Genomic DNA, 22,155 nt, shown 5'->3' with positions numbered 1-22,155 from the left:
ACCGTCATGCTGGCTTATCCGCAGATCGATCCGGTAGCAATTTCGCTGGGTCCGTTACAGATTCACTGGTACGGTCTGATGTACCTGGTAGGCATTGGGGGGGCCTGGTGGCTAGCCAGCCGCCGACTGAAGTCCTTCGACTCCACGTGGACCAAAGAGACTCTGTCTGACCTGGTGTTCTGGGTCGCGCTAGGGGTGATGGCCGGCGGGCGACTGGGCTACATTCTGTTCTACGACTTGCAGTCCTATCTGGAAAACCCCTTGCTGGTGTTACAGGTCTGGAAGGGCGGAATGTCCTTTCACGGCGGGCTGTTAGGCGTTTTGCTGGCGGTCTGGTGGTTTGCACGCCGCACCGATAAGCGTTTTTTCGAACTGATGGACTTCGTCGCCCCGCTGGTGCCGATAGGGCTGGGAGCTGGACGCATTGGTAACTTTATAAATGCGGAGCTCTGGGGTAAGGCCACCGATGTTCCCTGGGCGATGATCTTCCCGACCGACCCGCTGCAACTGGCCAGGCATCCGTCGCAGCTGTATCAGTTCGCGCTGGAAGGCGTGGCGCTGTTTATCATTCTCTGGTTGTACTCGAGCAAGCCGCGACCAACGATGGCTGTGAGCGGGCTGTTTGGTGTCTGCTATGGCGCCTTCCGGTTCTTCGTCGAATTTTTCCGTGAGCCGGACGCACATATCGGTTATCTGGCTTTTGGCTGGCTGACCATGGGGCAGCTATTGTCGCTGCCGATGATTCTGATTGGGGCTGCGCTGATGGTGTGGGCCTACCGTAATGAGGGTGCCAAGCGTGAAACAGTATCTTGATCTGATGCGCCACGTGCGCGAGAAAGGAACCTTCAAGAGTGATCGTACCGGTACCGGCACCTACAGCGTGTTCGGCCACCAGATGCGCTTTGATCTGGCTGAGGGCTTCCCTCTGGTGACCACCAAGAAGTGCCACCTCAAGTCGATTATTCATGAACTGTTGTGGTTTCTGCAGGGCGACACCAATATCGCCTATCTCAAGCGCAATGGCGTCTCCATCTGGGACGACTGGGCAGACGAGAATGGGGACCTGGGGCCGGTGTACGGCTACCAGTGGCGCTCTTGGCCGGCGCCCAGTGGTGAGTCTATCGACCAGATCAGCAAGTTGCTGGAGATGATCCGCAGCAATCCGGATTCCCGTCGCCTGATCGTTTCTGCCTGGAACCCGGCACTGGTCGATGAAATGGCGCTGCCGCCTTGTCATGCCTTGTTCCAGTTCTACGTGGCAGACGGCAAGCTGAGTTGCCAGTTGTATCAGCGTTCGGCCGATATCTTTCTGGGCGTGCCATTCAATATTGCCAGCTACGCACTGCTTACCCTGATGGTTGCTCAGGTTTGCGGCCTGCAGCCGGGCGATTTCGTCTGGACTGGCGGCGACTGTCACCTGTATGCCAATCATCTGGAGCAGGCAGATCTGCAGCTCAGTCGCGAGCCTTTTCCGCTGGCGACCATGCGTCTGAATACCGGAGTGACGGATCTGTTTGCTTTCACCGCAGAGGATTTTGCTTTGGAAAACTACCAGGCACATCCCCATATCAAGGCGCCGGTGGCTGTATGAGCGATGCCTCCAGCCCGCGTATTGCCATGATTGCGGCCATGGGTCTGAATCGGGTCATCGGCCGTGACAACAAGTTGCCCTGGCATCTGCCGGAAGATCTCAAATACTTTCGCAGCGTGACCTGGGGCAAGCCCATTGTGATGGGGCGCAAGACCTTTGATTCTCTTGGGCGGCCGCTGCCGGGTCGCACCAATATCGTGATCAGCAACAGGCAGGGGTTACAGATCCCGGGTGCTTCGGTCCAGACAACCATTGATGCGGCCATGCAGCAGGCCTCTCGACAGGCGGTGCTGGATGGCGTTGAAGAGGTAATGGTGATCGGCGGTGAGACCCTGTATCGGCAAATGCTGGAGCGCGCTGACAGGTTGTATCTGACTCTGGTTGAAGCCGAGCCGGAAGGGGATGCCTGGTTCCCTCCGATTGACGCGGATGACTGGGAGTTGCTGGAGAAGCGGGATGTACTAGGTTCGGATAGTTATCCCGCGCATTCCTATCAGGTTCTGGACAGGCTCAGGGGCTGACCAATCACGTCCTCAAGGGGGCGCGGTCGACCGATCCAGAAGCCCTGGAGAAAATCGCCTCCCCAGTTGGATAGCTGATCGGCACTGTGCGCGTTCTCAACGTAATTGGCGACTGTCTGCTTACCCATCCCGCGCGACAGGGTTACCAGGTTCTTCAGGTAGTTGGCGCGATCGTCAGAATCCCTCGACAGCTGACGGGCGTCCAGCTTGATACCCTTGATCGGCAGTCGAGCCAGATAGCCCAGGGCACCGTACTCCTCACCAAAATGGTCCAGCCAGATGTCCACTCCGAGCGCTGCCAGGTTCCGGCATAAGGTTTCAGCCTGTCCGGCATGCTTCAATAGGGCGTCTTCGCGGAGCTCCAGCTGGACCACGCCAGGGCTTATACGATGTTTGCTGAGAAGCTGTCTGAGCTGATCGGTGAAGCGCGGTTGTTTCAGCTCGCGGTCGCTGAGATTGATCGACAATCGACAATCAATCCCTGCATCGCGCCATTGTTTGACGGCCCCCAGGGCCTGGCTGATGACCCAGTGCCCCATGGGTAATATAAGGCCGCTGTGCTCTGCCAGGCGCAGAAATCCATCCGGCGTCAACATGCCCAGTTGCGGGTGTTGCCAGCGCAACAGTGCTTCCCAGGCTACGGTATGCCCGTTTCGGGTATCCACGATGGGTTGGTAGTGCAGCCGGAACTGGCCCTCCAGCAAACCGTGGCGCAGGCCCTGTTCTATGTCCAGGTTGTGCTGGGTTTCAGCGTCTTCCTCGGGGCTGTAGAAGCGATAGCCGTTACGTCCGCCTGCCTTGGCCCGGTACAGCGCCTGATCGGCGTGGGAGAGGAGCTCCTGCGCGGTTGCCCCGTGTTGCGGATGTGTGGCAATACCGACACTGGCAGAAATGAGCAGATGATGGCCGTTCAGGGTGATGGGCTCACTCAGCGCATGAATGATCTTGCTCGCAATCAGCGCGGCATCATTGGCGTCGTGTAAATCGTTAAGCAAGGCTACGAACTCGTCCCCGCCAATCCGGGTAATCAGATCGACATCACGCATACTGCGACGCAAGCGGTTGGCAATGACGGCAAGCAACAGGTCGCCAAGGCCATGACCGAAGCTGTCGTTGATCTGTTTGAAATAATCCAGATCGATATACAGCAGCGCGAAACTGGTATGGCTGCGCTTGCTGCGCAGTAGCAGGCGGTCCAACTCCTCTTCGAGCATGGCCCGATTGCCCAGCCCGGTCAGCGGGTCCTGTTTGGCCTGCTGCGCAAGCTTGCCACCGCTCTGGCGGCGCCAACCAGCGTGGCGGAGTGCCCGCTGCAAACCCGTTGTTGTAATGCTCCGCCGCAACAAGACCTCATCGGCGCCGTCCCTGATAGCCTGACTGTCGGTTTCCGGGGAGTCATCATCACGGATCATCAGGGTCAGGGTGGGCTGGGAAACACGACGAACTTCTTGCAGTAAAGCAAGGTCTTCGGGGATCAGGCAATAGCGAAAGTCACCGTTGGCCAGTCGATGGGAGGCTTCTTTGGGGCGGTTGCAGACTTCAATTTCCAGCACAAGTTCGTCAAGGCTCCGTAGAAGTGCAAGCAAATGCTCACGCTTGTCCGGGTCCGCTTCTACCAGCAGTGCCCTGTGTTCGACTGTGTCCATCTGTCTGCGCCCGGTCTCTTTTTGCTTATATCATTTAGCCATTAGTCGAATGATTTTACCGCCGCAGTCCTTCCCTGGCTCAATGTTGAGTTGCGAAAGGACGCTCTGTCCGACAGATGGTAAGACAATCTCGCTGACCGTCCGGTTCATTGACGCTTTCAGATGCTGCCTGTGCGTCATGTCGTATCGCTGGCGCTACTAATGCTCACCCGTCCAGCATTGCCTTGTCGCGCACGGCACCTTTGTCCGCACTTGTTGCCAGCAGTGCATAGGCTTTAAGTGCAGTAGTTATTTTGCGCGGACGCTTCTCAACCGGTTTCCAGCCTTTTTTGTCCTGCTCAATGCGGCGATGGGAAAGCTCTTCATCACTGACCAGCAGATTGATGCTGCGGTTGGGAATATCGATGAGCACCTTGTCGCCATCGCGTACCAGACCAATCGCGCCGCCAGCGGCAGCCTCGGGGGAGGCATGGCCGATTGACAGGCCGGAGGTGCCGCCTGAAAAACGACCGTCAGTCAGCAAGGCGCAGTCCTTGCCAAGCCCCTTGGATTTAAGGTAGCTGGTGGGGTAGAGCATTTCCTGCATGCCGGGTCCGCCTTTGGGACCTTCGTACCGAATGATCACGATATCGCCGGGCTTTACTTCGTCAGCGAGAATGCCTTTTACAGCGCTGTCCTGACTTTCGAAGATTTTTGCGTTGCCTTCGAACACATGGATGGACTCATCTACCCCGGCTGTCTTCACCACGCAGCCATCCAGGGCGATGTTGCCGTATAGCACAGCGAGGCCGCCTTCCTGGGAGTAGGCATGTTCTACGCTGCGGATACAGCCGCCTTCGCGGTCCAGGTCAAGGGTGTCCCAGCGGGTGGACTGGCTGAATGCAGTCTGGGTCGGGATGCCGGCCGGGCCGGCGCGAAAGAAGGTATGCACTGCTTCGTCGTCGGTAACCGTGATATCCCATTTCGCAATGGCTTCCTCCATGCTGGCGCTGTGCACAGTAGGTACCTGGGTATGCAGCAGACCACCGCGTGCCAGGGAGCCGAGGATGCTGAAAATGCCTCCGGCGCGGTGCACGTCTTCCATGTGGTACTTCTGAATGTTCGGGGCTACCTTGCATAACTGTGGCACCTTGCGTGACAGCCGGTCGATGTCACGCAGGTCAAACTCGATCTCACCCTCCTGAGCAATCGCCAGCAGGTGCAAAATAGTGTTGGTCGATCCGCCCATGGCGATGTCCAGGGTCATCGCGTTTTCAAACGCATCAAAACTGGCGATATTGCGGGGCAGCACGCTTTCGTCGCCATCGCCGTAGTATCGCTGGCACAGATCAACAATGGTGCGGCCTGCCTGTAGAAACAGCTGCTCACGGTCGCTGTGTGTCGCGAGCGTGGAGCCGTTGCCTGGCAGGGCCAGGCCCAGCGCTTCGGCCAGGCAGTTCATCGAGTTGGCGGTGAACATGCCAGAGCAGGAGCCGCAGGTGGGACAGGCGCTGCGCTCATACTCGGCGACCTTTTCGTCGCTGGCAGTTTCATCGGCGGCGATAACCATAGCATCGACCAGATCCAGGCCATGGCTGGCCAGTTTGGTCTTGCCGGCTTCCATCGGCCCGCCGGAAACGAATACGACTGGTACGTTGAGGCGCAGGGCGGCCATCAGCATACCGGGGGTGATCTTGTCGCAGTTGGAAATGCAGACAATGGCATCGGCGCAGTGGGCGTTGACCATATACTCCACTGAGTCGGCGATGATCTCACGCGATGGCAGGGAATAGAGCATGCCGTCATGGCCCATCGCGATGCCGTCATCAACGGCAATGGTATTGAATTCCTTGGCAACGCCGCCGGCTTTTTCGATCTCGCGCGCGACCAGTTGGCCCATGTCTTTCAAGTGGACGTGGCCAGGTACGAACTGCGTAAAGGAGTTGGCTACCGCGATAATCGGTTTCTTGAAGTCTTCATCCTTCATGCCGGTTGCACGCCACAGGGCGCGTGCACCAGCCATGTTGCGACCGAAGGTAGAGGTTTTCGAGCGGTAATCGGGCATGACGGCAATCTCGTTGGCTTGGCAATCACGCAAGCATACCAAGTTGCCGACCGCCGTGCAGCAGGACGGGCATCCAGACGGTTGGTCGGCCTGGTTTAGAGGGCCTTCTCGAACACCTTGGAGTTACGCTGGAAGTTGTACAGCGACGCGCGCTTGGCAGGCAGGCGCTCGACCGAACTGGGCACGAAGCCACGTTCGCGAAACCAGTGAGCAGTACGTGTTGTCAGCACGAATAGGGTGTCGAGTCTCAGAGCCCGGGCCTGGGCCTCAATGTGGTCGAGCAACTGATCGCCGCGACCGCCATGGCGGTAGTTTGGGTCGATCGCGACGCAGGCCAGTTCTGCTGCACTGGAGTCTTCCAAGGGGTAAAGCGCCGCGCAGCCGATGATCATTCCATCACGCTCGACCAGGGTGAACTGGCCGATCTCGGTTTCCAGGATTTCCCGCGAGCGCCGGACCAGAATGCCGGCCTCTTCCAGTGGACGCAATAGTTCGAGCAAACCGCCCACATCGTCTATCGTTGCAGTGCGGATTACTTCGAAAGCTTCCTGGGTAACCAACGTACCGCCGCCATCGCGGGTGAAAAGCTCGGTCAGAAGTGCGCCATCATCGCTGTAACTGACAATGTGCGCGCGTCTTACGCCCTTGCTGCAGGCTTTGCAGGCAGCGGCGAGCAATGAACCCGGCAGGCTGTTGCCCAGGGTATTCAGAAATGGCTGTGCGCGGGTGGGTTTGAGTTCGCGAAGCAGTTCGCCCTCGGCGCTGATTATGCCCTGATCAGGGCCGAACAGAATCAACTTGTCGGCTTCAAGTGCGCTGGCTGCACTGGTGGCCACGTCTTCGCAGGCCAGGTTGAATACTTCACCGGTGGGCGAGTAGCCGATCGAGGACAGCAGCACGATGGCGCTTTCGTCCAGATGCCGGCTAATGGCCTTGCGGTCGATGCGCCGCACTTCACCGGTATGATGGAAGTCCACGCCATCAACTACACCAATGGGTTTTGCGGTAACGAAATTGCCACTCACTACCCGCAGTCTCGACCCCTGTCCGGAGGCTGAGGGAGCAGAACAAAGCTGCGCCTCGATGGCTATGCGCAGACTGCCCACAGCGTCCATGACGCAAGCAAGGGTGTCGTTATCGGTAATGCGCAGGTCGTTATGGTATCGGGAGGAGATGCCTCGGACGCTCTGCCGCTCCTCAATCTGTGGGCGAGAACCATGGACCAGAACGAGCCTGACACCGAGGCTGTTGAGCAGGATAATATCGTGCACGATATTGCCAAAATTGGGATGTGCGAGAGCCTCGCCCGGCAACAACACGACAAAGGTGCAGTCACGGTGGGTGTTGATGTAAGGCGTCGAGCGGCGGAACCAATTGACGTAATCGAGCATGTTTGGACGGTCCGGGCAAAACAGCAGTTTAGGGACATTGATGGATTTGCTTCAAGCGCTGTTTGCGCGCAACTGGGGCAGGGGCCATGACCGCGGAGCCTATTGAGGGCAAGATAGCCATTAAACCTGCAGCAAAAGAGAGTGAGATGTGAGCGCAAAAGACCAGGACTTCACGATTGTAGATACGCCGGATGCGGCTGTTGATCGACTGGCTCAGCTATTTGAGCAGGCTACCGGTGCGTTGCGGGTAGCGCTTGATGACTATCTGCGCGACCGCAGCCGGCCCAGTGAGGAGCAGTTGCGGCAGTTTCGTTATCCGGAGCTGCGCCTGACCTACGAATCCCAGGGCGAGGCTGCCGCGACGGTCCGCGCCTACGCCAAGGTACAGGTGCCGGGTGTCTACAGCGTCACCGTCACTCACCCTGAGGATTTTCGCCGCTATCTTCTCGAACAGTTGGGCCCTTTGATGCGTGATTTCACCCTGCAGGTCGAGGTTGGCGTCAGCGATCAGGCGATTCCTTATCCCTACGTGCTTGAATACGCTGACCTTGCTGCATCGGGCGTAACGCCCAACGAGCTCGCACGGATTTTTCCCAGTACTGACCTCTCGGCGGTCACTGACAGCACGGCAGATGGACTGTATGACTGGGAGAGTGCTTCGCGGCTGCCCTTGGCTCTTTTCGATGCGGCGCGGGTGGACTTCTCGCTTCGGCGCCTGGTGCATTACACCGGTAGTGACTGGCGGCATGTACAGCCATGGATATTGCTGACCAACTACCACCGCTATGTGGATCAGTTCATCCGCCATGGCCTGGATATGCTGGCGCAGGACTCGCGCTTTGAGCGTATGGTGCTGCCCGGCAATGTGGTAATCGAGCGGGGTATGTCCGAGGAGCACGCGCAGACATTGGTAGCGGGCGTACTCTGGCACCGCTATCAGATGCCGGCCTATCACCTGCAAGCATCCGAGGGTGATGGCATAACGTTGGTCAATATCGGAGTAGGCCCTTCCAATGCGAAGAACATCACCGATCACCTTGCGGTACTGCGACCGCACTGCTGGCTGATGATCGGGCACTGTGGAGGCTTACGTCAGTCCCAGACCATTGGCGATTACGTGCTGGCCCATGCCTACATGCGTCGTGATGGTATTCTGGATCGGGTACTGCCACCGAACATTCCCCTGCCGGCGCTGGCAGAGGTGCAACTGGCGCTGCAGGAAGCGGCGGCGCAGGTCACCGGCGAGCGGGGCGATGATCTGAAGCGGCGTCTGCGTACCGGCACAGTATTGACCTATGACGATCGCAACTGGGAGTTGCGTTGGGCTCAGGAACGTCCGCTGATCAATCAGGCCCGCGCTATAGCCGTCGATATGGAAAGCGGTACCATTGCTGCCCAGGGTTATCGCCTGCGGGTGCCCTACGGAACGCTGTTGTGCGTGTCGGACAAGCCACTACACAGTGAGCTCAAGCTTCCCGGCGCTGCGGGTGCCTTTTACGAGCGCGCCGTGACGCAGCATTTGCATATCGGTATTGCAGCTGTGGATTTGCTACGCAACCAGCTGAATGCGTTGCACTCGCGCAAGCTGCGCAGTTTTGACGAGCCACCGTTTCGTTAGACCGGACGCTGCTCAGGTCAGGCAGAATTGCTTGATCAGGCCGCGCAAAACCTTCACGGCCGGATCGATGCGGTCCATCTCCAGATACTCATCAGGCTGGTGGGCCTGATCGATGTCGCCGGGGCCAAGTATCAGCGTTTGCATGCCGAGACGGTTTAGGTAGGGGCCTTCTGTAGCAAAGGCCACGCTTCCGGCGGTATAGCCAGTGAGCTGCTCGCAGGCCTTGACGATCGCTGCGTCTGCTGCGGTTTCGAATGGTGGCACGCCGGGAAAGAGCGGGTTATAACTGATATCCACCTGCTGCTCTGCAGCGATTATCTTCAGTTGCTGGCGAATATCCGCGCGCAGTGCGTCCGGGTCCATGCCCGGCAATGGGCGGATATCGAATTCCAGAGCACATTTGCCACAGATGCGGTTGGGGTTGTCGCCACCATGAATGCAGCCCAGATTCATGGTCGGAACCGGCACGCCGAACAAAGGGTCGTTCCAGCGCTTTTGCCATTGCTTGCGCATGCTCAGCAAATCGCCGATGACCCGGTGCATGGCTTCCAACGCGTTACTGCCCAGGGAGGGGTCCGACGAGTGGCCGGACTGGCCCGCGATGTCGATGCGCTCCATCATGATGCCCTTGTGGACCCTTACTGGCTTGAGCCCTGTTGGTTCGCCGATGACTGCGTGACGCGCGTTGGACAGGTCACTTGCGGCCAGCGCCTGGGCGCCACTCATGGAACTCTCCTCGTCGGCGGTGGCGAGAATGATCAGTGGATGCTTGAACTGGTGGTCGGTGTATTCCTTGAGCGCCTCTATGACCAGCGCAAAGAAGCTTTTCATGTCGCAACTGCCCAATCCATACCAGCGACCATCCGCTTCGGTCAGTTTGAAAGGGTCGTGCTTCCAGAGTTCGGGGTCGCAGGGCACTGTGTCCGTATGGCCAGCCAGCACCAGCCCGCCAGGACCTGATCCCAGTGTGGCTATGAGATTGGCCTTGCCAGGCTCATCGGGTATTGGCTGAATTCGACAGCTGAATCCCAAGTCCTCAAACCAGGCGGCGAGCAGGTTAACCACGTCGAGGTTGGACTGATCGAGCTCCGGTTGGCTGCAGCTGATCGATTGGGTCTGGAGCAGGGCATCGAACTGTGCCCTGAGAGAGGGAAGAGCCATAGAAACTCCTGGCGGTCTGAGCTGACTGATTCAGGTCAGCTTAGCCCGCCAGGCTTTCAGCGTCAGCCGAAAATGCTGCTGAGGATAAAGAAAAACACAATTGAGAGTGCGGCACCGGCGGGCAGGGTAATGACCCAGGAACTGAAGATGGTGCCAATCACGCGCAGATTCAGAGCGCCGATCCCGCGCGCCATGCCTACCCCCAGCACCGCCCCGACCAGGGTGTGGGTGGTTGAAATAGGTAGGCCAATGCCCGAGGCAGAAACCACTGTGGTGGCGGTTGCCAGCTCCGCGGCGAACCCGCGGCTGGGCGTCAGCTCGGTGATGTGCCGCCCGATAGTGGCAATGACCCGGTAGCCATAGGTAGCCAGACCGATAACGATACCCACCCCGCCCAGCAACAGGACCCAGGCCGGCACGACTGAGCGCGCAGCAACTTCGCCACCGGTCTGCAACACGCCGACGATTGCCGCCAACGGGCCTACCGCATTGGCGACATCGTTGGAACCATGGGCAAAAGCCATGGCGCAGGCGGTGAAAATCATCAGGACCGCAAAGACCTTCTCCACACTGGCGAAGTGGAAATCCTTGTCCGCTGCTGGGTCGGCCTTGATCCGCGTCAGCAGAATCATGCCCAGCGCCATCACCAGAACCCCGACGCCGATGGCAAGAAGAAAGCCCTGGAAGTTGCTGATATCCAGGCCGACATGTTTGAGTCCCTTGGTCAGCGTCATAAGGGTGACTACAAAGCCCACTGCAAACATGTAGATGGGGACGTAGCGTTTGGCGTTGGTGAACGGATCATCGGTGTTGAGGATCAGCTTGTGCACGCTCATGAAAATCATGAAAGCGACAATGCCCGACAGCAGCGGAGAGATAACCCAGCTGGCGACGATGGGCACCACTCCGCCCCAGTTCACCGCGTCCATCGAAACACCCACAGCGCCAAAACCGATGACAGCGCCGATAATCGAATGCGTAGTGGATACCGGCCAGCCCTTCAGCGAGGCGATGAGCAGCCAGGTCCCGGCGGCCAGCAGTGAGGCCATCATGCCGAAGATCATCTGTTCGCCGCTGATCAGGTCCGAATCGAGAATGCCGCTACGGATTGTCTGGGTAACCGAGCCGCCAGCCAGATAGGCACCGAGAAACTCGAAGACGATGGCAATCATGATTGCCTGTTTTATGGTCAGCGCGCGGGAGCCCACGGAGGTCCCCATGGCGTTGGCGACATCATTGGCGCCAATGCCCCAGGCCATGAAAAATCCGAACAGGCAGGCAAGTATCAGCAGGATGGTGCCGTATTCTGCAATAAGGGTCATGTCGGAGTTACTCTGTTTGGGTGCATGAAGAGACTGACCACTAGCGGGCCATCAGTTGTTCCAGGCGGTTGCCGACGCGCTGAGCGCGGTCTGCAACATCGCCGATCCATTCGATGATCTGGTAGAGAAACATCACGTTGACTGGGGGGAGTTCGCTTTCCAGTTTGAACAGGTCTGCACGTAACTTGATCTGTAGCGTGTCGGTGTCGTGTTCGATGGCGTCGAGCTCTTCGATCAGGCTTTCCACCAGGGCCACTTCGCGGCCGGAAAATCCGGTTTCCAGCAGCTCGTCCAGCTCGTTCATGGCCTTTAGCGCCTGTGCTACGGCATCCACCGAACGCTGGACGAAGGTCTGGAATACAGGCCGAATCGGCGCGGGTATTTCCATCTGACGGCCGAGCATCAAGCCGGCTATATCCTTGGCGCGATTGGCCACTTTGTCCTGTACACTGAGTAGCTCCAGCAGGTCTGAGCGTGGCACCGGCAAAAACAGACTTTTGGGCAGGTGTACCCGGACATCTTTCTTCAATTTGTCGGCATCGCGCTCCAGCTGGGAAATGTGCTGCTGCAGGCGTTCGGCTTCGGTCCAGTCATTAGCCGCTACGGCGTCCATGAAAGGCACCAGTTGGGCTGCACACTCATGAGCCTTGACCATATGGTGCTGCATCGGGCCAATCGGCGAGCGGCCAAACAGGCTGAGAAAGGGGTTGCTGGGCATGAGGCCTCCGGGATGTATTTGCCGCGAGATTATAGGCGCTGAGCGGTCAATCGTCACCAGAGCGTCATGTTAACGTCATTTAAAAGTCATAAATGACCCTGGCAGCACATCACTTCTGTTGCCTGTCTCACGCGTTGCGTCCTGCGCCTGAGCCGTAAAGAATTCCGACATTGGACCCTCTCCCTGTCCAGTGTGCTTGTTGAATACAATCGAGATCATGGAACACCCGATGGCCAAAGAAACCGAAATCAAGTTGCGCACTACGCCCGAAACCCTTGAAGCCTTGCGCGCGCATCCATTGCTGGAGGCCCGCCGCCAGGGCGAGTGGCAATCAGGGCCCTTGCTCAACCAGTACTACGATACCCCCGAGCGGGATCTCTCCGGGGCGAAGGTTGCATTGCGGATGCGTCGCGACGGTGATCGTGCGATTCAGACTCTCAAAAGCAGAGGGCAGAGCGTGTCGGGTCTGTCCGAGCGTAACGAATTCGACTGGTACCCCGACAAGCCGGAGCTTGACGTATCCCTGCTGGATGACAGCTGTTGGCCCCAGGCGCTGGCCGATCTGGACAAGAGTCTGTTGCAGCCGATATTCACCACGGATTTTCAGCGTACCAAGGTACTGCTGCGCTGGGAGCGTGAATCGGCAGACGGAATGGAAGTCGTCGAGGTAGAAGCCGCGCTGGACCTGGGTAAGGTAGTAGCTCAGGAGCGCGAAGAGATCATTTGCGAGCTGGAGCTGGAAGTTCGTCAGGGCCCAGCAGTTGCGGTTCTTGAACTGGCCCTGGAGTTGGCCGGAGATCTGCCGCTGATGCCTTGTGACATCAGCAAGGCCGAGCGGGGTTACCGGCTCTTCGATCAGGCCAGTTACGATCTGCGACTTCAATCCCCGCAATGGACGGCTGAGTCGACAGTCGATGAGGTCATCGCCGGCTCGACCCGGCAGCTGCTGGGGCAAAGCCAGCGCCTGGCAGAGCAGTACCGCTATTCCCAACAGTGGCGCCTGTTTCGCGACATGACTACGCATCTGGCAGCGTTACGTGCGTCTTTTGGCGTTTTCGATCTGGCCTTGCCCAAATCGAGCGCGCAACAGTTCACCCGGCCGCTCGACTCTCTGCTTGAGCGTTTCAGGCCATTGGTGCTGGCAGGCTGGGCTGATGATGATAGTGGGCGCAGTGCCCGTGATCAGGCGCCGGATGTATATGCTGGTGCCGTGAATGAGCTCGCCTGGGGTCAGTTGTTTATCGGTCTGGCATTATGGCTGGAGCAGGCAGCTTGGCAGCATAACCGGCCGCCCAAGGGCGATCGCATTGGAGCGCTGCCACTACCGCACTGGTTGCTCGCAGCCGTGGCCAAGGAAATCCAGGAGCTGAGAGTACCGCACCATAACGATCCGGACGGCGCCGTCAGCCAATGGCAGGATCAGCAGCCGCGGCTGGGCCGGTTGTACTATCTTCTATCCCAGTTTCGCCAGTTCCTGCCGGTTCCGGAGCCTGACCGTCTGTTTGGCGAACTGAACAAGCTGCAGGCATTGCTTGAGCAATATCCGTCCATCGACGACGAGCAGAGGCCCTTGTTGCTGGATGCATTACGTAAACAGGGTCAGCGTTTGCGCAAGCTCAACGCCTGGCGCGAGCTGAATGCCTGAGCACAATGCCATCTGGTGATACGGGGGATGCGTGGAGAAACTGAATCAACTGGCGATACCCGGAAGTGACCGCCCGCTGGATCTGGGCGATTTTCTCAATGTGCTGGCGTCCCAGGGACGCCTGAGTATGGACACCGCGGAGCAGCTGAGCATGTTGCGCCGCGCTGCTACCGGGGAGACTGCCAAGCTGCACCCGCTGGAGTTCATTGCCGCGCAGGCGCCAGAGGATTTGTCCCGCCCTGGCAAGATACTCGACCTGGAGACTCTCTCGCGCTGGCTTGCTGATGAGGCGGAGCAGCCGTTCTATCGTATCGATCCGCTGAAGATCAACGTGGCAGCGGTTACTCCATTGATGTCCTTCGCCTTCGCCCAGCGCCATCGCATTCTTGCGCTTGAGGTCAACGAGCGCGAGGTGGTGATCGCCAGTGCGCAGCCCTTCGTCAGCAGCTGGGAAACCAACCTGGTGCACGTGCTCAAGCGTGAGATTCGGCGGGTGGTGGCCAGTCCGGCGGATATTCAACGTTATTCGGTGGAGTTCTTCAGACTCGCACGGTCGGTAACCGGGGCCAACGCCACGGATCAGAAAAGCAGCGCGATAGGCAACTTCGAACAGTTGCTCAATCTCGGCAGCATGGGCCAAGAGCCTGATGCCAATGATGCTCACGTGGTCAATATCGTCGACTGGCTGTTCCAGTACGCCTTCGAGCAGCGCGCCAGCGATATTCATATCGAGCCGCGGCGCGAGGCGGGCAGTGTACGCCTGAGGATCGACGGTGTGCTGCACACGGTTTATCAATTCCCGCTGCAGGTGTCGGTTGCGGTCGTCAGTCGGCTGAAAACCCTGGGGCGCATGAATGTGGCGGAAAAGCGCAAGCCACAGGATGGCCGGATAAAGACCAAGTCGCCCCAGGGCAATGAAATAGAACTGCGCCTGTCGACCCTGCCCACCGCCTTCGGTGAGAAAATGGTCATGCGGATCTTTGATCCCGACGTGCTGTTGCGCAGCTTCGATCAGTTGGGATTTTCCTCCGAGGATCAGCGACGCTGGCAGGCAATGGTCGGGCAGCCCAACGGAATTGTATTGGTTACCGGGCCAACCGGGTCAGGCAAAACGACCACCCTGTACACCACCCTCAAGCAGTTGGCCACGCCCGAGGTGAACGTATGCACCATCGAAGACCCGATCGAAATGGTCGAGGACAGCTTCAATCAGATGCAGGTGCAGCACAATATTGATCTGGATTTTGCGGGTGGCGTACGCGCCCTGATGCGCCAGGATCCGGACATCATCATGGTGGGTGAAATTCGCGACCTTGAGACTGCGGAAATGGCCATTCAGGCTGCGCTCACCGGTCACCTGGTGCTTTCGACCCTGCACACCAATGACGCACCCAGTTCGATCAGCCGGCTTATCGAGCTGGGTGTGCCGGCCTATCTGATCAAGGCTACGGTGCTTGGGGTCATGGCGCAGCGTCTGGTACGAACCCTGTGCAACCACTGCAAGGCGCCGGCCGAAGTGGATGCTGATGCCTGGACAGAACTGACTAGGCCCTGGAATGCGCCGCTACCCACTCGCGCACATCGTCCGGTAGGTTGTCCGCAGTGTCGAGAAACCGGTTACCGCGGACGTGCAGGGGTTTACGAGTTGATGACCCTGAGTGACGCGCTCAAACCCCTGGTGCAAGCCGATATCGACCTGAACGCTCTGCGCCGGCAGGCCTACAAGGACGGCATGCACAGCCTCAGGTTGTCGGGTGCGCAAAAGGTCGCGGCCGGCGAAACGACCATCGAGGAAGTGCTGCGAGTGACGCCCAGCAGTCAGCAGGCCTGAGCACTGCTCGTCGCAGTGCTGCCGAGTGGGTAGAATGCGCGCACTGATGTTAATGGGATCCCTTAGATGAATTACCGCCATAGCTACCACGCCGGAAACCATGCCGATGTTTTCAAGCATGCGGTGCTGCTGCGCATGTCGCAGCTCATGCAGCGTAAGGAGACGCCCTACTGTTATCTCGATAGCCACGCGGGCACTGCGCTCTATGATCTGCAGGGTGAGGCGTCCGGCAAGACCGGGGAGTATCTCGAGGGTATAGCTCGCCTGTGGGGGCGAAAGGACCTTCCGGCGTTGCTGCAGGGGTATGTGGACAGTGTGGGTGAGCAAAATCAGGACACTGATTTGCGTTACTACCCCGGCTCACCTCAGCTGATCGCTGCTGGACTGCGCGAACAGGACCGGATGATCCTGAGTGAGCTGCACCCGGAAGATGCCGCTATTTTGCGCGAGCATTTTATCGGTGATCCCCGCGTCGCAGTTCACCAGCGTGACGGTTATGAGCTGGCCAAGGCGTTCTTGCCAGTGGCCGAAAAACGCGCGCTCTGGTTGCTGGATCCGCCTTTCGAGCGAGGTGACGATTTTGATCGGTGTCTGACTGCCATGCAGGTGGCGATCCAGCGGATGCGCCAGACGGTCATAGCCCTCTGGTATCCGATCAAGGACGAGCGCCTGTTGCGTGACTTCTATCGACAGACTGCAGCTGCAGGACTGCCGAAGGTCCTGCGAGTCGAGCTGACCGTCCGCCCGGCTGATACCTCTTTGGGGCTCAATGGATCAGGCCTCATACTGGTCAATCCGCCATGGCCGCTCTGGGAGGAACTGGAAGAGGTATTGCCCTGGCTCGCCAGTCAGTTGGCACAGTCGGGCAGTGGCGCATGGCGCCTGGACTGGCTGGCAGGTGGCCCCTGAGGTCCGGAATTCGACTCGGTCCCGGTCACCGGTGCCGCCCGAGACTGGCAAAAACGGCTCTTTTGGCTAGGCTTACCTGTGTAGACGTGGGCGCCGTCGGATATCCCCGTGAGGGCGGACACTTATAGAGAGCGAAATCTGCGCCGGAACATATCGCATCTTTTGGTGTCCATGTATTGTCCGGCTCACAAGGCCGGACAATTTCGTTCCAGGATCTCAACTTTAAGGAGCTCGACCATGGCTGAAGCTAAAAAGAGTACACCGGTAACCGACAATTCGACGGTTAATAGCGAAAAAGACGCAGGTAAGGAGGCAGTTATGGCAGCCTATAGCAATCTGGTAGAAGCCAAGGAACACTTCAAGCACGCAGCAGAAGCCGCGGGCCTGGATCTGAAGAACGAAGCGTCGGATCAGTTTTTGAAAGGCAAGGCGAAAGCGGGTGAACTGAGCAGTCAAGCCAACAGCTACGTTCAGGAAAAACCCCTCACCAGTCTGGGTATCGCATTTGCGGCCGGCTTCCTCATTTCGCAGCTGTATAGCAGGAAATGAGCGAGATCCCAGGCGAAACCAATCTGCAGAGTGGCGATCCTGGGAGAGGCCCCGAGCCTGGGCAGGATGAACTTCAGGCCTGGTTAGACTGGTTCAAACATGCGGCCTCGGCCGGGGGTGATCTGGCAAAGCTGGCGAAATTGGAGCTGAGCCTTGCCCTGGGCGACACCAAAAGGATTGTGCTGCTTGCCTTGGTGGCTGTTCCTCTGGTCGTGCTTGCCTGGTTGGGGCTTTCCATCCTGGTGGCCTGGCTGGTGTTTCTGCCGGTGCAATCGGTGGGGGCCGCGATTGGGATATTTATTGCAGTACAGATCATCCCTCTGGCGATTATCCTGTGGTGCATCAAACGGTATAGTAAAAGCTGGGCCTTCGCGGCAACCCGCGAACACCTGCAGGCGTTCAAGGAGGGTGCTGAGAGTGCCGCGAAAACAACTGATTGAAGATATTCGCCAGCTGGATGGCAAGCTGTCACTCGAGCAAAGTCTCCTCAAGCTGAATGGGCGGGAACGTGTTGCGTATCTGCGCAGCCTCTCACCATGGCTGCTCATCGGTGCTGGTGCGGCGGGTGGAGTAGCCCTGGGCCTGCTTGGTAGCAATGGTAGGTCCAAGCTGATGTCCGCTGGCATGACTGGGGTGCATCTCTGGCGATTGAAATCGTTGGCGAGCTCTCTGGCTGGCGGCGGCGAAGCGGAAGTGGCTAATGTAGCCGTCTTTGGAGGAGACATCGCTTGACCACCGCCGATGGCGGTGATCTACCCAGCAAAAAGCGGCAGTTTGATTCCCGGGAGGCTGGTGCTCAGGGCAAGTCGCCTATGTACAAGGTGACGCTCTGGCTCCTGGCACTTGCTCTTCTTTATACCCTCTATTTCGCCAAATCACTGTTGATGCCCCTGGTCGTGGCGTTGCTTTTTGCGCTCTTGCTCAGCCCGTTGGTGGCGGTGTTGAAACGTCTCTACGTGCCCAGAACACTGTCGGCAATCCTGATTATCTGTGCGATTGGCGGGCCCTTCACTTTGTTGGCCATCGAGCTTGCCGAGCCTGCGCAAAAGTGGGCCAAGCAACTGCCCGAGCTATCCGAGCGCCTTACCAAGCAACTCGATAATCTGACCGAGTCATCCAAACCGGTTTCGATTCAGAGTGCCGTGCAGGAAGAGGAGTCGGATGGATTCAGCTTCTTCGGACTCTTTGAACGAGAGAAAAAACAGCCAACCCCACCCCCGGTTTCACAGTCGTCCGATGATGTAGGGGAAAGCGTCAGCAAGCATGTAAAGCAGGGTGGTATGGAGTTGATGGTGGCTATTCTGGCAGCCACGCCCGTTATGATTGCTCAGCTCCTCACCTGCGTTATTCTGATTCTCTTTCTGCTGATATTCGGTCCGCGATTATTCAATGCGTATATTCATATATTCGTGCCACCGGACACGCGTGAGGAAAGGGTCAATCTCGTAGGTACCATCCAGCTTGAGCTATCACGGTATATCGGCACGGTCAGTGTGATTAATGCTGGGCTCGGTATGACAACGGGGCTGGCGCTGTGGCTCTTCGGAGTGGAAGACGCTCTGCTCTGGGGAGTACTGGTCGGTTTGCTCAACTTTGCTCCCTACGTAGGGCCTATCTTCGGCATGGCCATGCTCTGTCTTGCGGGGCTTGCCCAGTATGGTCCGGTAGCCCTGGCGGCGTTGCCGGTGTTGATCTATTTTTCCATCAATCTTCTCGAGGCGCAGTTTGTCACGCCCCTGGTGCTGGGTAAGAATATGCGCCTGAACCCCTTGATACTGATTGTCTGGCTGTTCATCTGGGGCTGGTTGTGGGGCGCGGTGGGTGTGTTGATCGCAGTACCCTTGCTGGTCTGTATCAAGCTCGCGGTCGGCAAGCTGCCAATGACTGATCGCTGGGTAAGGCTCATAGAAACCCGGGCCTGAGGGCGTCGGCCTGAGGTTCGCTCGGGCGGGTTGAGGGTTGGGTTTCAGGCCGGTTTGGGTGGCTGCCGGACCAGGGCGAGTGCTGACACAATCAGAACCCCACCCAACAGCATGGAGAGGGTGGGCTGCTCGGCAAACAGAAACCAGGCAAACAAAATGCCGTAGACTGGTTCCAGCGCGAAGAACAGCGAAGCCACCCTGGCTTTGAGAACCTGCAAGCTGGCTACAAATAGCCCGTGGGCCAGCCCGGTGCATAGCAAGCCGAGCAGGGCGATCCACAGCCAGTCCAGAGGTGCCATCTGGCCGACGGCCATTGGCGCGAAGGGTAACAGGCACCCCAAGATCACCAGGTTTTGCCAACAGGCAATCTGCACAGGGTGTAGGTCGCCAGCGGTATAGCGATTGCCTACCGAGGCGCCGGCAAAGCAGAGGCCCGAGAGCAGCGCCCAGAGCAGGCCGGCTGTCGCCTGGTTGCCCAGGCTGAAGTCGGGCGTAACCAACGCCAGGCCGATACAGATTAGCACGACCTTGAGCAGGTCCAGACGACTTGCCGACTCCTTCCACAGCAGCCATTCAAGCATGACAACAAAAGCCGGAAAGCTGGCAAACCCCAACGTGGCTATGCCAACACCAGCAATTTTCACCGCGTGAAAAAAGGTCATCCAGTGTACGCCCAGCAGAATGCCGCAAGCTGCCAGCTGCATGAGGCGCGTTCTGTTAATGCCGCGCAAGATGGGAGAGCTGAATATGCGCGCAAAGATCAGTAGCGCGAGCACTGCAAAGAATGCCCTGCCCAGCACTATGGCGATGGGCCCCGCCTGGGTGAGTTTGCCAAAGATGCCGGTAAGTCCGAACATGAGCGCGGCGACGTGCATGCTGGCGATCGCCCGGCTCGTTGTCATCTGCATGCTGTCATCCTGGTTCGTCAATGGTGGTCTGGCCGCGCAGTCTACCCAGCGCTGCCAACCTGGCCAAGCTACAGCTATGGCCGCACAGTTCACCGCCGCGGTGGGTAGATGTTACATTGGCATCATTTGGTAACATTCAAACAAGAGCAAGGGTCCCGAATTGAGTGATCAAACCCACGGTCTGGCGCAATGGACGGCTCGCCTGAATAATGCCGAACTGCCTGCAATGGCAGTGGTAGTACATGACTTGCTGCGACTTTCCCAGTCGCAAACCGCTTCGGTCAGGCAACTGGCGGAAGTTCTTCTACGTGATGCCTCACTTACTTCCAAGGTGCTGCGGGTCAGCAATAGCGTTTACTGTAATCCGGGCCGTGAGGTTATCCGCACGATTTCCCGAGCTGTTGTGGTGATCGGCTTCGACCAGGTGCGGATGATCGGCCTGTCAGTCAGCCTGCTCGATGGTCTGCTGAAGGACTCGCCGCGTGAACAGCTGCAGTCACTTTTGGCGCGTTCCTTTCACGGTGCAATGCAGGCGCGCAATCTTGCGGACTACAGGGCCTTGCCGGAAAAGGAAGAGATTTTCATAGCGACACTTTTGCGCCACCTCGGCGAGATGGCGTTCTGGAGTCACGGCGGCAAACAGGCTGACCTGCTTGCGGACGCGCTCGCGGTGCCTGGGGTTGACCGGGACAAAACGGTAAAGCGTGTAGTAGGCGCCAGTTTTGATCAGTTGACCTTCGGTTTGCTCAAGACCTGGAATATGGGTGAGATCGGTCAGTTGGTCAAAGCCAGTCATAGCTCCTCCGGGCCTGCCGCGCGAGCAGTTACTTTGGGCTCTGCCATTGCCGAGGCTGCCCGAGAGGGTTGGGCAGGGGAAACAATGCAGGCCTTGCTGGATCCGGTTGCGGAGCTGACCGGAACCACTCGCGAAGAGGCCATGCAGCAGATTCTGGCCAGTGCTGACGAGGCGGTCCGGGTCGCTGGCACTTGCTCCAACGCCGACCTGGGAGCATGGATACCCCGTACCGATGACCTCCCTCTGGATCTCTCCGAGTTGCTACAGATGGATGCTGTGCCCGCGCAGTCGGCACGCACAGCGGTACAGGAGCCCCTGTTGCAGCCAAATGTAGAGATGCTCAAGCTGTCGGTGCAGAACATGATGCTGATGACCAAAAGCCCGATCAATCTCGAAAATACCCTGACCGGTGTGATCAATGGAATGCACTTGGGAGCTGGGCTGGAGCGGGTCATGCTTGCTGTTTTGGCGGATAACCAGACGCGTTTTCGGGCACGGCGAGTAGCCGGTAAGGGAACCCAGAGCTGGGCCCAGGATTTCAATTTGCCCTGTGTGGTATCCAATCCTCATATATTCAGTTACGCGTTGCAAAACAACGAAGTGATTTGGATGGGTACGCCGACTAGCAGCGGCTTAAAGGATTTGATTACGTCCGACATTACCAGCTGGCTGGGTGAGGGCCCGTTCTTTATTGCGCCGGTAATCGCCGGCACCCGGCGAATTGGCATTCTTTATGGCGATATGCGACTGTCGGGAAGGCCCTTGACCAAGGCTCAGTTCACGGCTTTTCAGCGTCTGACCGAACTCACTGGAAGCTGCCTGAAAGCCCTGAGCGGGCGCGGCTGATCAACTACCCTGCATGCATATACCTGTACCGGCAAGATTGCAGTAGCCACCCGGATTCTTGTGCAGGTATTGCTGGTGGTAGGGTTCTGCATAATAGAAGGTCGGGGCCGGAATGATCTCGGTAGTGACCGCATCCATGCCGGCTTGCAATAACAGATCGGCGTAATTGGCCTTGCTGACTTCTGCCGCCGCCTGCTGTGCCGGAGTACTCAGGTAAATGCCCGAGCGGTACTGTGTGCCGGTATCGTTGCCCTGACGCATGCCCTGGGTAGGGTCATGATTTTCCCAGAAAGTCTTGAGCAGCTCCTCGAAGCTCACTTCCTCCGGATCGAAGACCACCAGAACCACTTCGTTGTGACCGGTCATGCCCGAGCAGACTTCCTCGTAGGTGGGGTTGGGAGTCAGCCCTGCGCAATAGCCGACGGCGGTGGTGTGCACCCCAGGAATCTTCCAGAACAACCTTTCCACTCCCCAGAAGCAGCCCATGCCAAAGATGACCTGCTGCATCCCCGCTGGAAAAGGGGCATGCAAGGAAGTGCCGAGCACGGTGTGGATCTGGCTGGTCTGGATGGCTTCATCCCGGCCTGGCAGGGCCTCTTCAGCGGTGGGCAGGCGCATTTTATGTTCGGGAATACGGCGGAAAAACATGGGCGACTCCGGGCAGAGGGGCAGGGCGAATTTGAATTTCATGGTGCGCCTGGCAGTGACTACCTGTCCAGCCGCGGATTCATTGCTGT

The 22,155-nt window shown here is 58.3% G+C and carries 20 protein-coding genes; 12 read left to right on the top strand and 8 right to left on the bottom strand.

Annotated elements, in window-relative coordinates:
• The first annotated feature begins 6 nt into the window (after positions 1-6).
• The 3 genes from lgt to IEV54_RS13150 are packed head-to-tail and all read left to right on the top strand — an operon-like array spanning position 7 to position 2,112.
• On the top strand, positions 7-813 hold the full coding sequence (gene lgt, locus IEV54_RS13160; RefSeq protein ID WP_150278006.1) for a prolipoprotein diacylglyceryl transferase: 807 nt from the start codon (positions 7-9) through the stop codon (positions 811-813).
• Entirely contained in the window at positions 797-1,591 is a 795-nt protein-coding gene (locus tag IEV54_RS13155) for a thymidylate synthase (RefSeq protein WP_150278007.1), read from the top strand. Before lgt ends, IEV54_RS13155 begins: the two co-directional genes overlap by 17 nt.
• Positions 1,588-2,112: a dihydrofolate reductase gene (locus IEV54_RS13150; protein ID WP_150278008.1), complete on the top strand. Its 525-nt coding sequence runs from the start codon at positions 1,588-1,590 to the stop codon at positions 2,110-2,112. The genes IEV54_RS13155 and IEV54_RS13150 overlap by 4 nt, the downstream gene beginning before the upstream one ends.
• Here IEV54_RS13150 and IEV54_RS13145 read toward each other — a convergent pair.
• The 3 genes from IEV54_RS13145 to argA all read right to left on the bottom strand — a co-directional run bounded on the left by IEV54_RS13145 (position 2,085) and on the right by argA (position 7,193).
• A complete protein-coding gene (locus IEV54_RS13145; protein ID WP_150278009.1) occupies positions 2,085-3,758 on the bottom strand; it encodes a putative bifunctional diguanylate cyclase/phosphodiesterase in 1,674 nt (557 codons plus the stop codon). The genes IEV54_RS13150 and IEV54_RS13145 overlap by 28 nt on opposite strands.
• A gap of 205 nt (positions 3,759-3,963) precedes the next feature.
• A complete protein-coding gene (ilvD, locus tag IEV54_RS13140; protein ID WP_150278010.1) occupies positions 3,964-5,802 on the bottom strand; it encodes a dihydroxy-acid dehydratase in 1,839 nt (612 codons plus the stop codon).
• A 95-nt stretch (positions 5,803-5,897) separates the two neighbouring features.
• Positions 5,898-7,193 (bottom strand): amino-acid N-acetyltransferase, encoded by a 1,296-nt coding sequence (gene argA / locus IEV54_RS13135; RefSeq protein ID WP_150278011.1) that lies wholly within the window; start codon positions 7,191-7,193, stop codon positions 5,898-5,900.
• 148 nt (positions 7,194-7,341) lie between these two features.
• Here argA and amn point away from each other — a divergent pair, with 148 nt between their 5' ends.
• Positions 7,342-8,811, top strand: a complete 1,470-nt coding sequence (gene amn / locus IEV54_RS13130; protein WP_150278012.1) for an AMP nucleosidase — start codon at positions 7,342-7,344, stop codon at positions 8,809-8,811.
• Positions 8,812-8,823: 12 nt separating this feature from the next.
• On the opposite strand, the gene argE is transcribed toward amn, so the two are convergent.
• The 3 genes from argE to IEV54_RS13115 form a co-directional block, all read right to left on the bottom strand.
• Positions 8,824-9,972 (bottom strand): acetylornithine deacetylase, encoded by a 1,149-nt coding sequence (gene argE / locus IEV54_RS13125; protein WP_150278013.1) that lies wholly within the window; start codon positions 9,970-9,972, stop codon positions 8,824-8,826.
• A gap of 62 nt (positions 9,973-10,034) precedes the next feature.
• Positions 10,035-11,294 (bottom strand): inorganic phosphate transporter, encoded by a 1,260-nt coding sequence (locus IEV54_RS13120; protein WP_150278014.1) that lies wholly within the window; start codon positions 11,292-11,294, stop codon positions 10,035-10,037.
• A 40-nt stretch (positions 11,295-11,334) separates the two neighbouring features.
• On the bottom strand, positions 11,335-12,012 hold the full coding sequence (locus IEV54_RS13115) for a TIGR00153 family protein (RefSeq protein ID WP_150278015.1): 678 nt from the start codon (positions 12,010-12,012) through the stop codon (positions 11,335-11,337).
• A gap of 229 nt (positions 12,013-12,241) precedes the next feature.
• On the opposite strand from IEV54_RS13115, the gene IEV54_RS13110 reads away from it, so the two are divergent.
• From IEV54_RS13110 to IEV54_RS13080, 7 genes are all read left to right on the top strand, one after another.
• Positions 12,242-13,657 carry a CYTH domain-containing protein gene (locus IEV54_RS13110; RefSeq protein ID WP_150278016.1) on the top strand — a complete coding sequence of 472 codons (1,416 nt, stop codon included), beginning with the start codon at positions 12,242-12,244 and terminating at the stop codon, positions 13,655-13,657.
• Positions 13,658-13,697: 40 nt separating this feature from the next.
• Positions 13,698-15,488 carry a type IV pilus assembly ATPase TfpB gene (tfpB, locus tag IEV54_RS13105; RefSeq protein ID WP_223825478.1) on the top strand — a complete coding sequence of 597 codons (1,791 nt, stop codon included), beginning with the start codon at positions 13,698-13,700 and terminating at the stop codon, positions 15,486-15,488.
• 66 nt (positions 15,489-15,554) lie between these two features.
• Positions 15,555-16,397 (top strand): 23S rRNA (adenine(2030)-N(6))-methyltransferase RlmJ, encoded by an 843-nt coding sequence (locus IEV54_RS13100; protein WP_150278017.1) that lies wholly within the window; start codon positions 15,555-15,557, stop codon positions 16,395-16,397.
• Between the two features lie 237 nt (positions 16,398-16,634).
• The gene (locus IEV54_RS13095) at positions 16,635-16,946 is read left to right on the top strand and encodes an ElaB/YgaM/YqjD family protein (RefSeq protein WP_150278018.1); all 312 of its coding nucleotides are present in this window, start codon (positions 16,635-16,637) and stop codon (positions 16,944-16,946) included.
• The gene (locus IEV54_RS13090) at positions 16,943-17,386 is read left to right on the top strand and encodes a hypothetical protein (RefSeq protein ID WP_150278019.1); all 444 of its coding nucleotides are present in this window, start codon (positions 16,943-16,945) and stop codon (positions 17,384-17,386) included. The genes IEV54_RS13095 and IEV54_RS13090 overlap by 4 nt, the downstream gene beginning before the upstream one ends.
• Positions 17,364-17,678, top strand: coding sequence for a hypothetical protein (locus IEV54_RS13085; RefSeq protein ID WP_150278020.1), 315 nt, complete (start codon positions 17,364-17,366; stop codon positions 17,676-17,678). The genes IEV54_RS13090 and IEV54_RS13085 overlap by 23 nt, the downstream gene beginning before the upstream one ends.
• Positions 17,675-18,868, top strand: coding sequence for an AI-2E family transporter (locus IEV54_RS13080; RefSeq protein WP_223825467.1), 1,194 nt, complete (start codon positions 17,675-17,677; stop codon positions 18,866-18,868). Before IEV54_RS13085 ends, IEV54_RS13080 begins: the two co-directional genes overlap by 4 nt.
• A 44-nt stretch (positions 18,869-18,912) precedes the next feature.
• On the opposite strand, the gene IEV54_RS13075 is transcribed toward IEV54_RS13080, so the two are convergent.
• Complete coding sequence (locus IEV54_RS13075) at positions 18,913-19,776, bottom strand: DMT family transporter (RefSeq protein ID WP_223825468.1); 864 nt, start codon at positions 19,774-19,776, stop codon at positions 18,913-18,915.
• Positions 19,777-19,936: 160 nt separating this feature from the next.
• Between IEV54_RS13075 and IEV54_RS13070 the strand changes: the two genes are divergently transcribed.
• The gene (locus IEV54_RS13070; protein ID WP_373286450.1) at positions 19,937-21,418 is read left to right on the top strand and encodes an HDOD domain-containing protein; all 1,482 of its coding nucleotides are present in this window, start codon (positions 19,937-19,939) and stop codon (positions 21,416-21,418) included.
• Here the strand turns inward: IEV54_RS13070 and msrA are convergent, their stop codons facing one another.
• Positions 21,419-22,066: a peptide-methionine (S)-S-oxide reductase MsrA gene (gene msrA / locus IEV54_RS13065; RefSeq protein WP_150278199.1), complete on the bottom strand. Its 648-nt coding sequence runs from the start codon at positions 22,064-22,066 to the stop codon at positions 21,419-21,421.
• Positions 22,067-22,155 lie beyond the last annotated feature (89 nt).

The sequence above is a fragment of the Halopseudomonas salina genome (assembly GCF_014637955.1).
GTDB classification, from domain to species: domain Bacteria; phylum Pseudomonadota; class Gammaproteobacteria; order Pseudomonadales; family Pseudomonadaceae; genus Halopseudomonas; species Halopseudomonas salina.
This window is presented reverse-complemented; position numbering and strand designations above follow the sequence as displayed.

Excerpts from the sequence above, each read along its gene's own strand:
- lgt (WP_150278006.1), top strand. The coding sequence starts at position 7 with ATGCTGGCTTATCCGCAGATCGATCCGGTAGCAATTTCGCTGGGTCCG.
- IEV54_RS13150 (WP_150278008.1), top strand. The coding sequence starts at position 1,588 with ATGAGCGATGCCTCCAGCCCGCGTATTGCCATGATTGCGGCCATGGGT.
- IEV54_RS13145 (WP_150278009.1), bottom strand. The coding sequence starts at position 3,758 with ATGGACACAGTCGAACACAGGGCACTGCTGGTAGAAGCGGACCCGGAC.
- ilvD (WP_150278010.1), bottom strand. The coding sequence starts at position 5,802 with ATGCCCGATTACCGCTCGAAAACCTCTACCTTCGGTCGCAACATGGCT.
- argA (WP_150278011.1), bottom strand. The coding sequence starts at position 7,193 with ATGCTCGATTACGTCAATTGGTTCCGCCGCTCGACGCCTTACATCAAC.
- argE (WP_150278013.1), bottom strand. The coding sequence starts at position 9,972 with ATGGCTCTTCCCTCTCTCAGGGCACAGTTCGATGCCCTGCTCCAGACC.
- IEV54_RS13120 (WP_150278014.1), bottom strand. The coding sequence starts at position 11,294 with ATGACCCTTATTGCAGAATACGGCACCATCCTGCTGATACTTGCCTGC.
- IEV54_RS13115 (WP_150278015.1), bottom strand. The coding sequence starts at position 12,012 with ATGCCCAGCAACCCCTTTCTCAGCCTGTTTGGCCGCTCGCCGATTGGC.
- IEV54_RS13110 (WP_150278016.1), top strand. The coding sequence starts at position 12,242 with ATGGCCAAAGAAACCGAAATCAAGTTGCGCACTACGCCCGAAACCCTT.
- IEV54_RS13100 (WP_150278017.1), top strand. The coding sequence starts at position 15,555 with ATGAATTACCGCCATAGCTACCACGCCGGAAACCATGCCGATGTTTTC.
- IEV54_RS13095 (WP_150278018.1), top strand. The coding sequence starts at position 16,635 with ATGGCTGAAGCTAAAAAGAGTACACCGGTAACCGACAATTCGACGGTT.
- IEV54_RS13090 (WP_150278019.1), top strand. The coding sequence starts at position 16,943 with ATGAGCGAGATCCCAGGCGAAACCAATCTGCAGAGTGGCGATCCTGGG.
- IEV54_RS13075 (WP_223825468.1), bottom strand. The coding sequence starts at position 19,776 with ATGCAGATGACAACGAGCCGGGCGATCGCCAGCATGCACGTCGCCGCG.
- msrA (WP_150278199.1), bottom strand. The coding sequence starts at position 22,066 with ATGTTTTTCCGCCGTATTCCCGAACATAAAATGCGCCTGCCCACCGCT.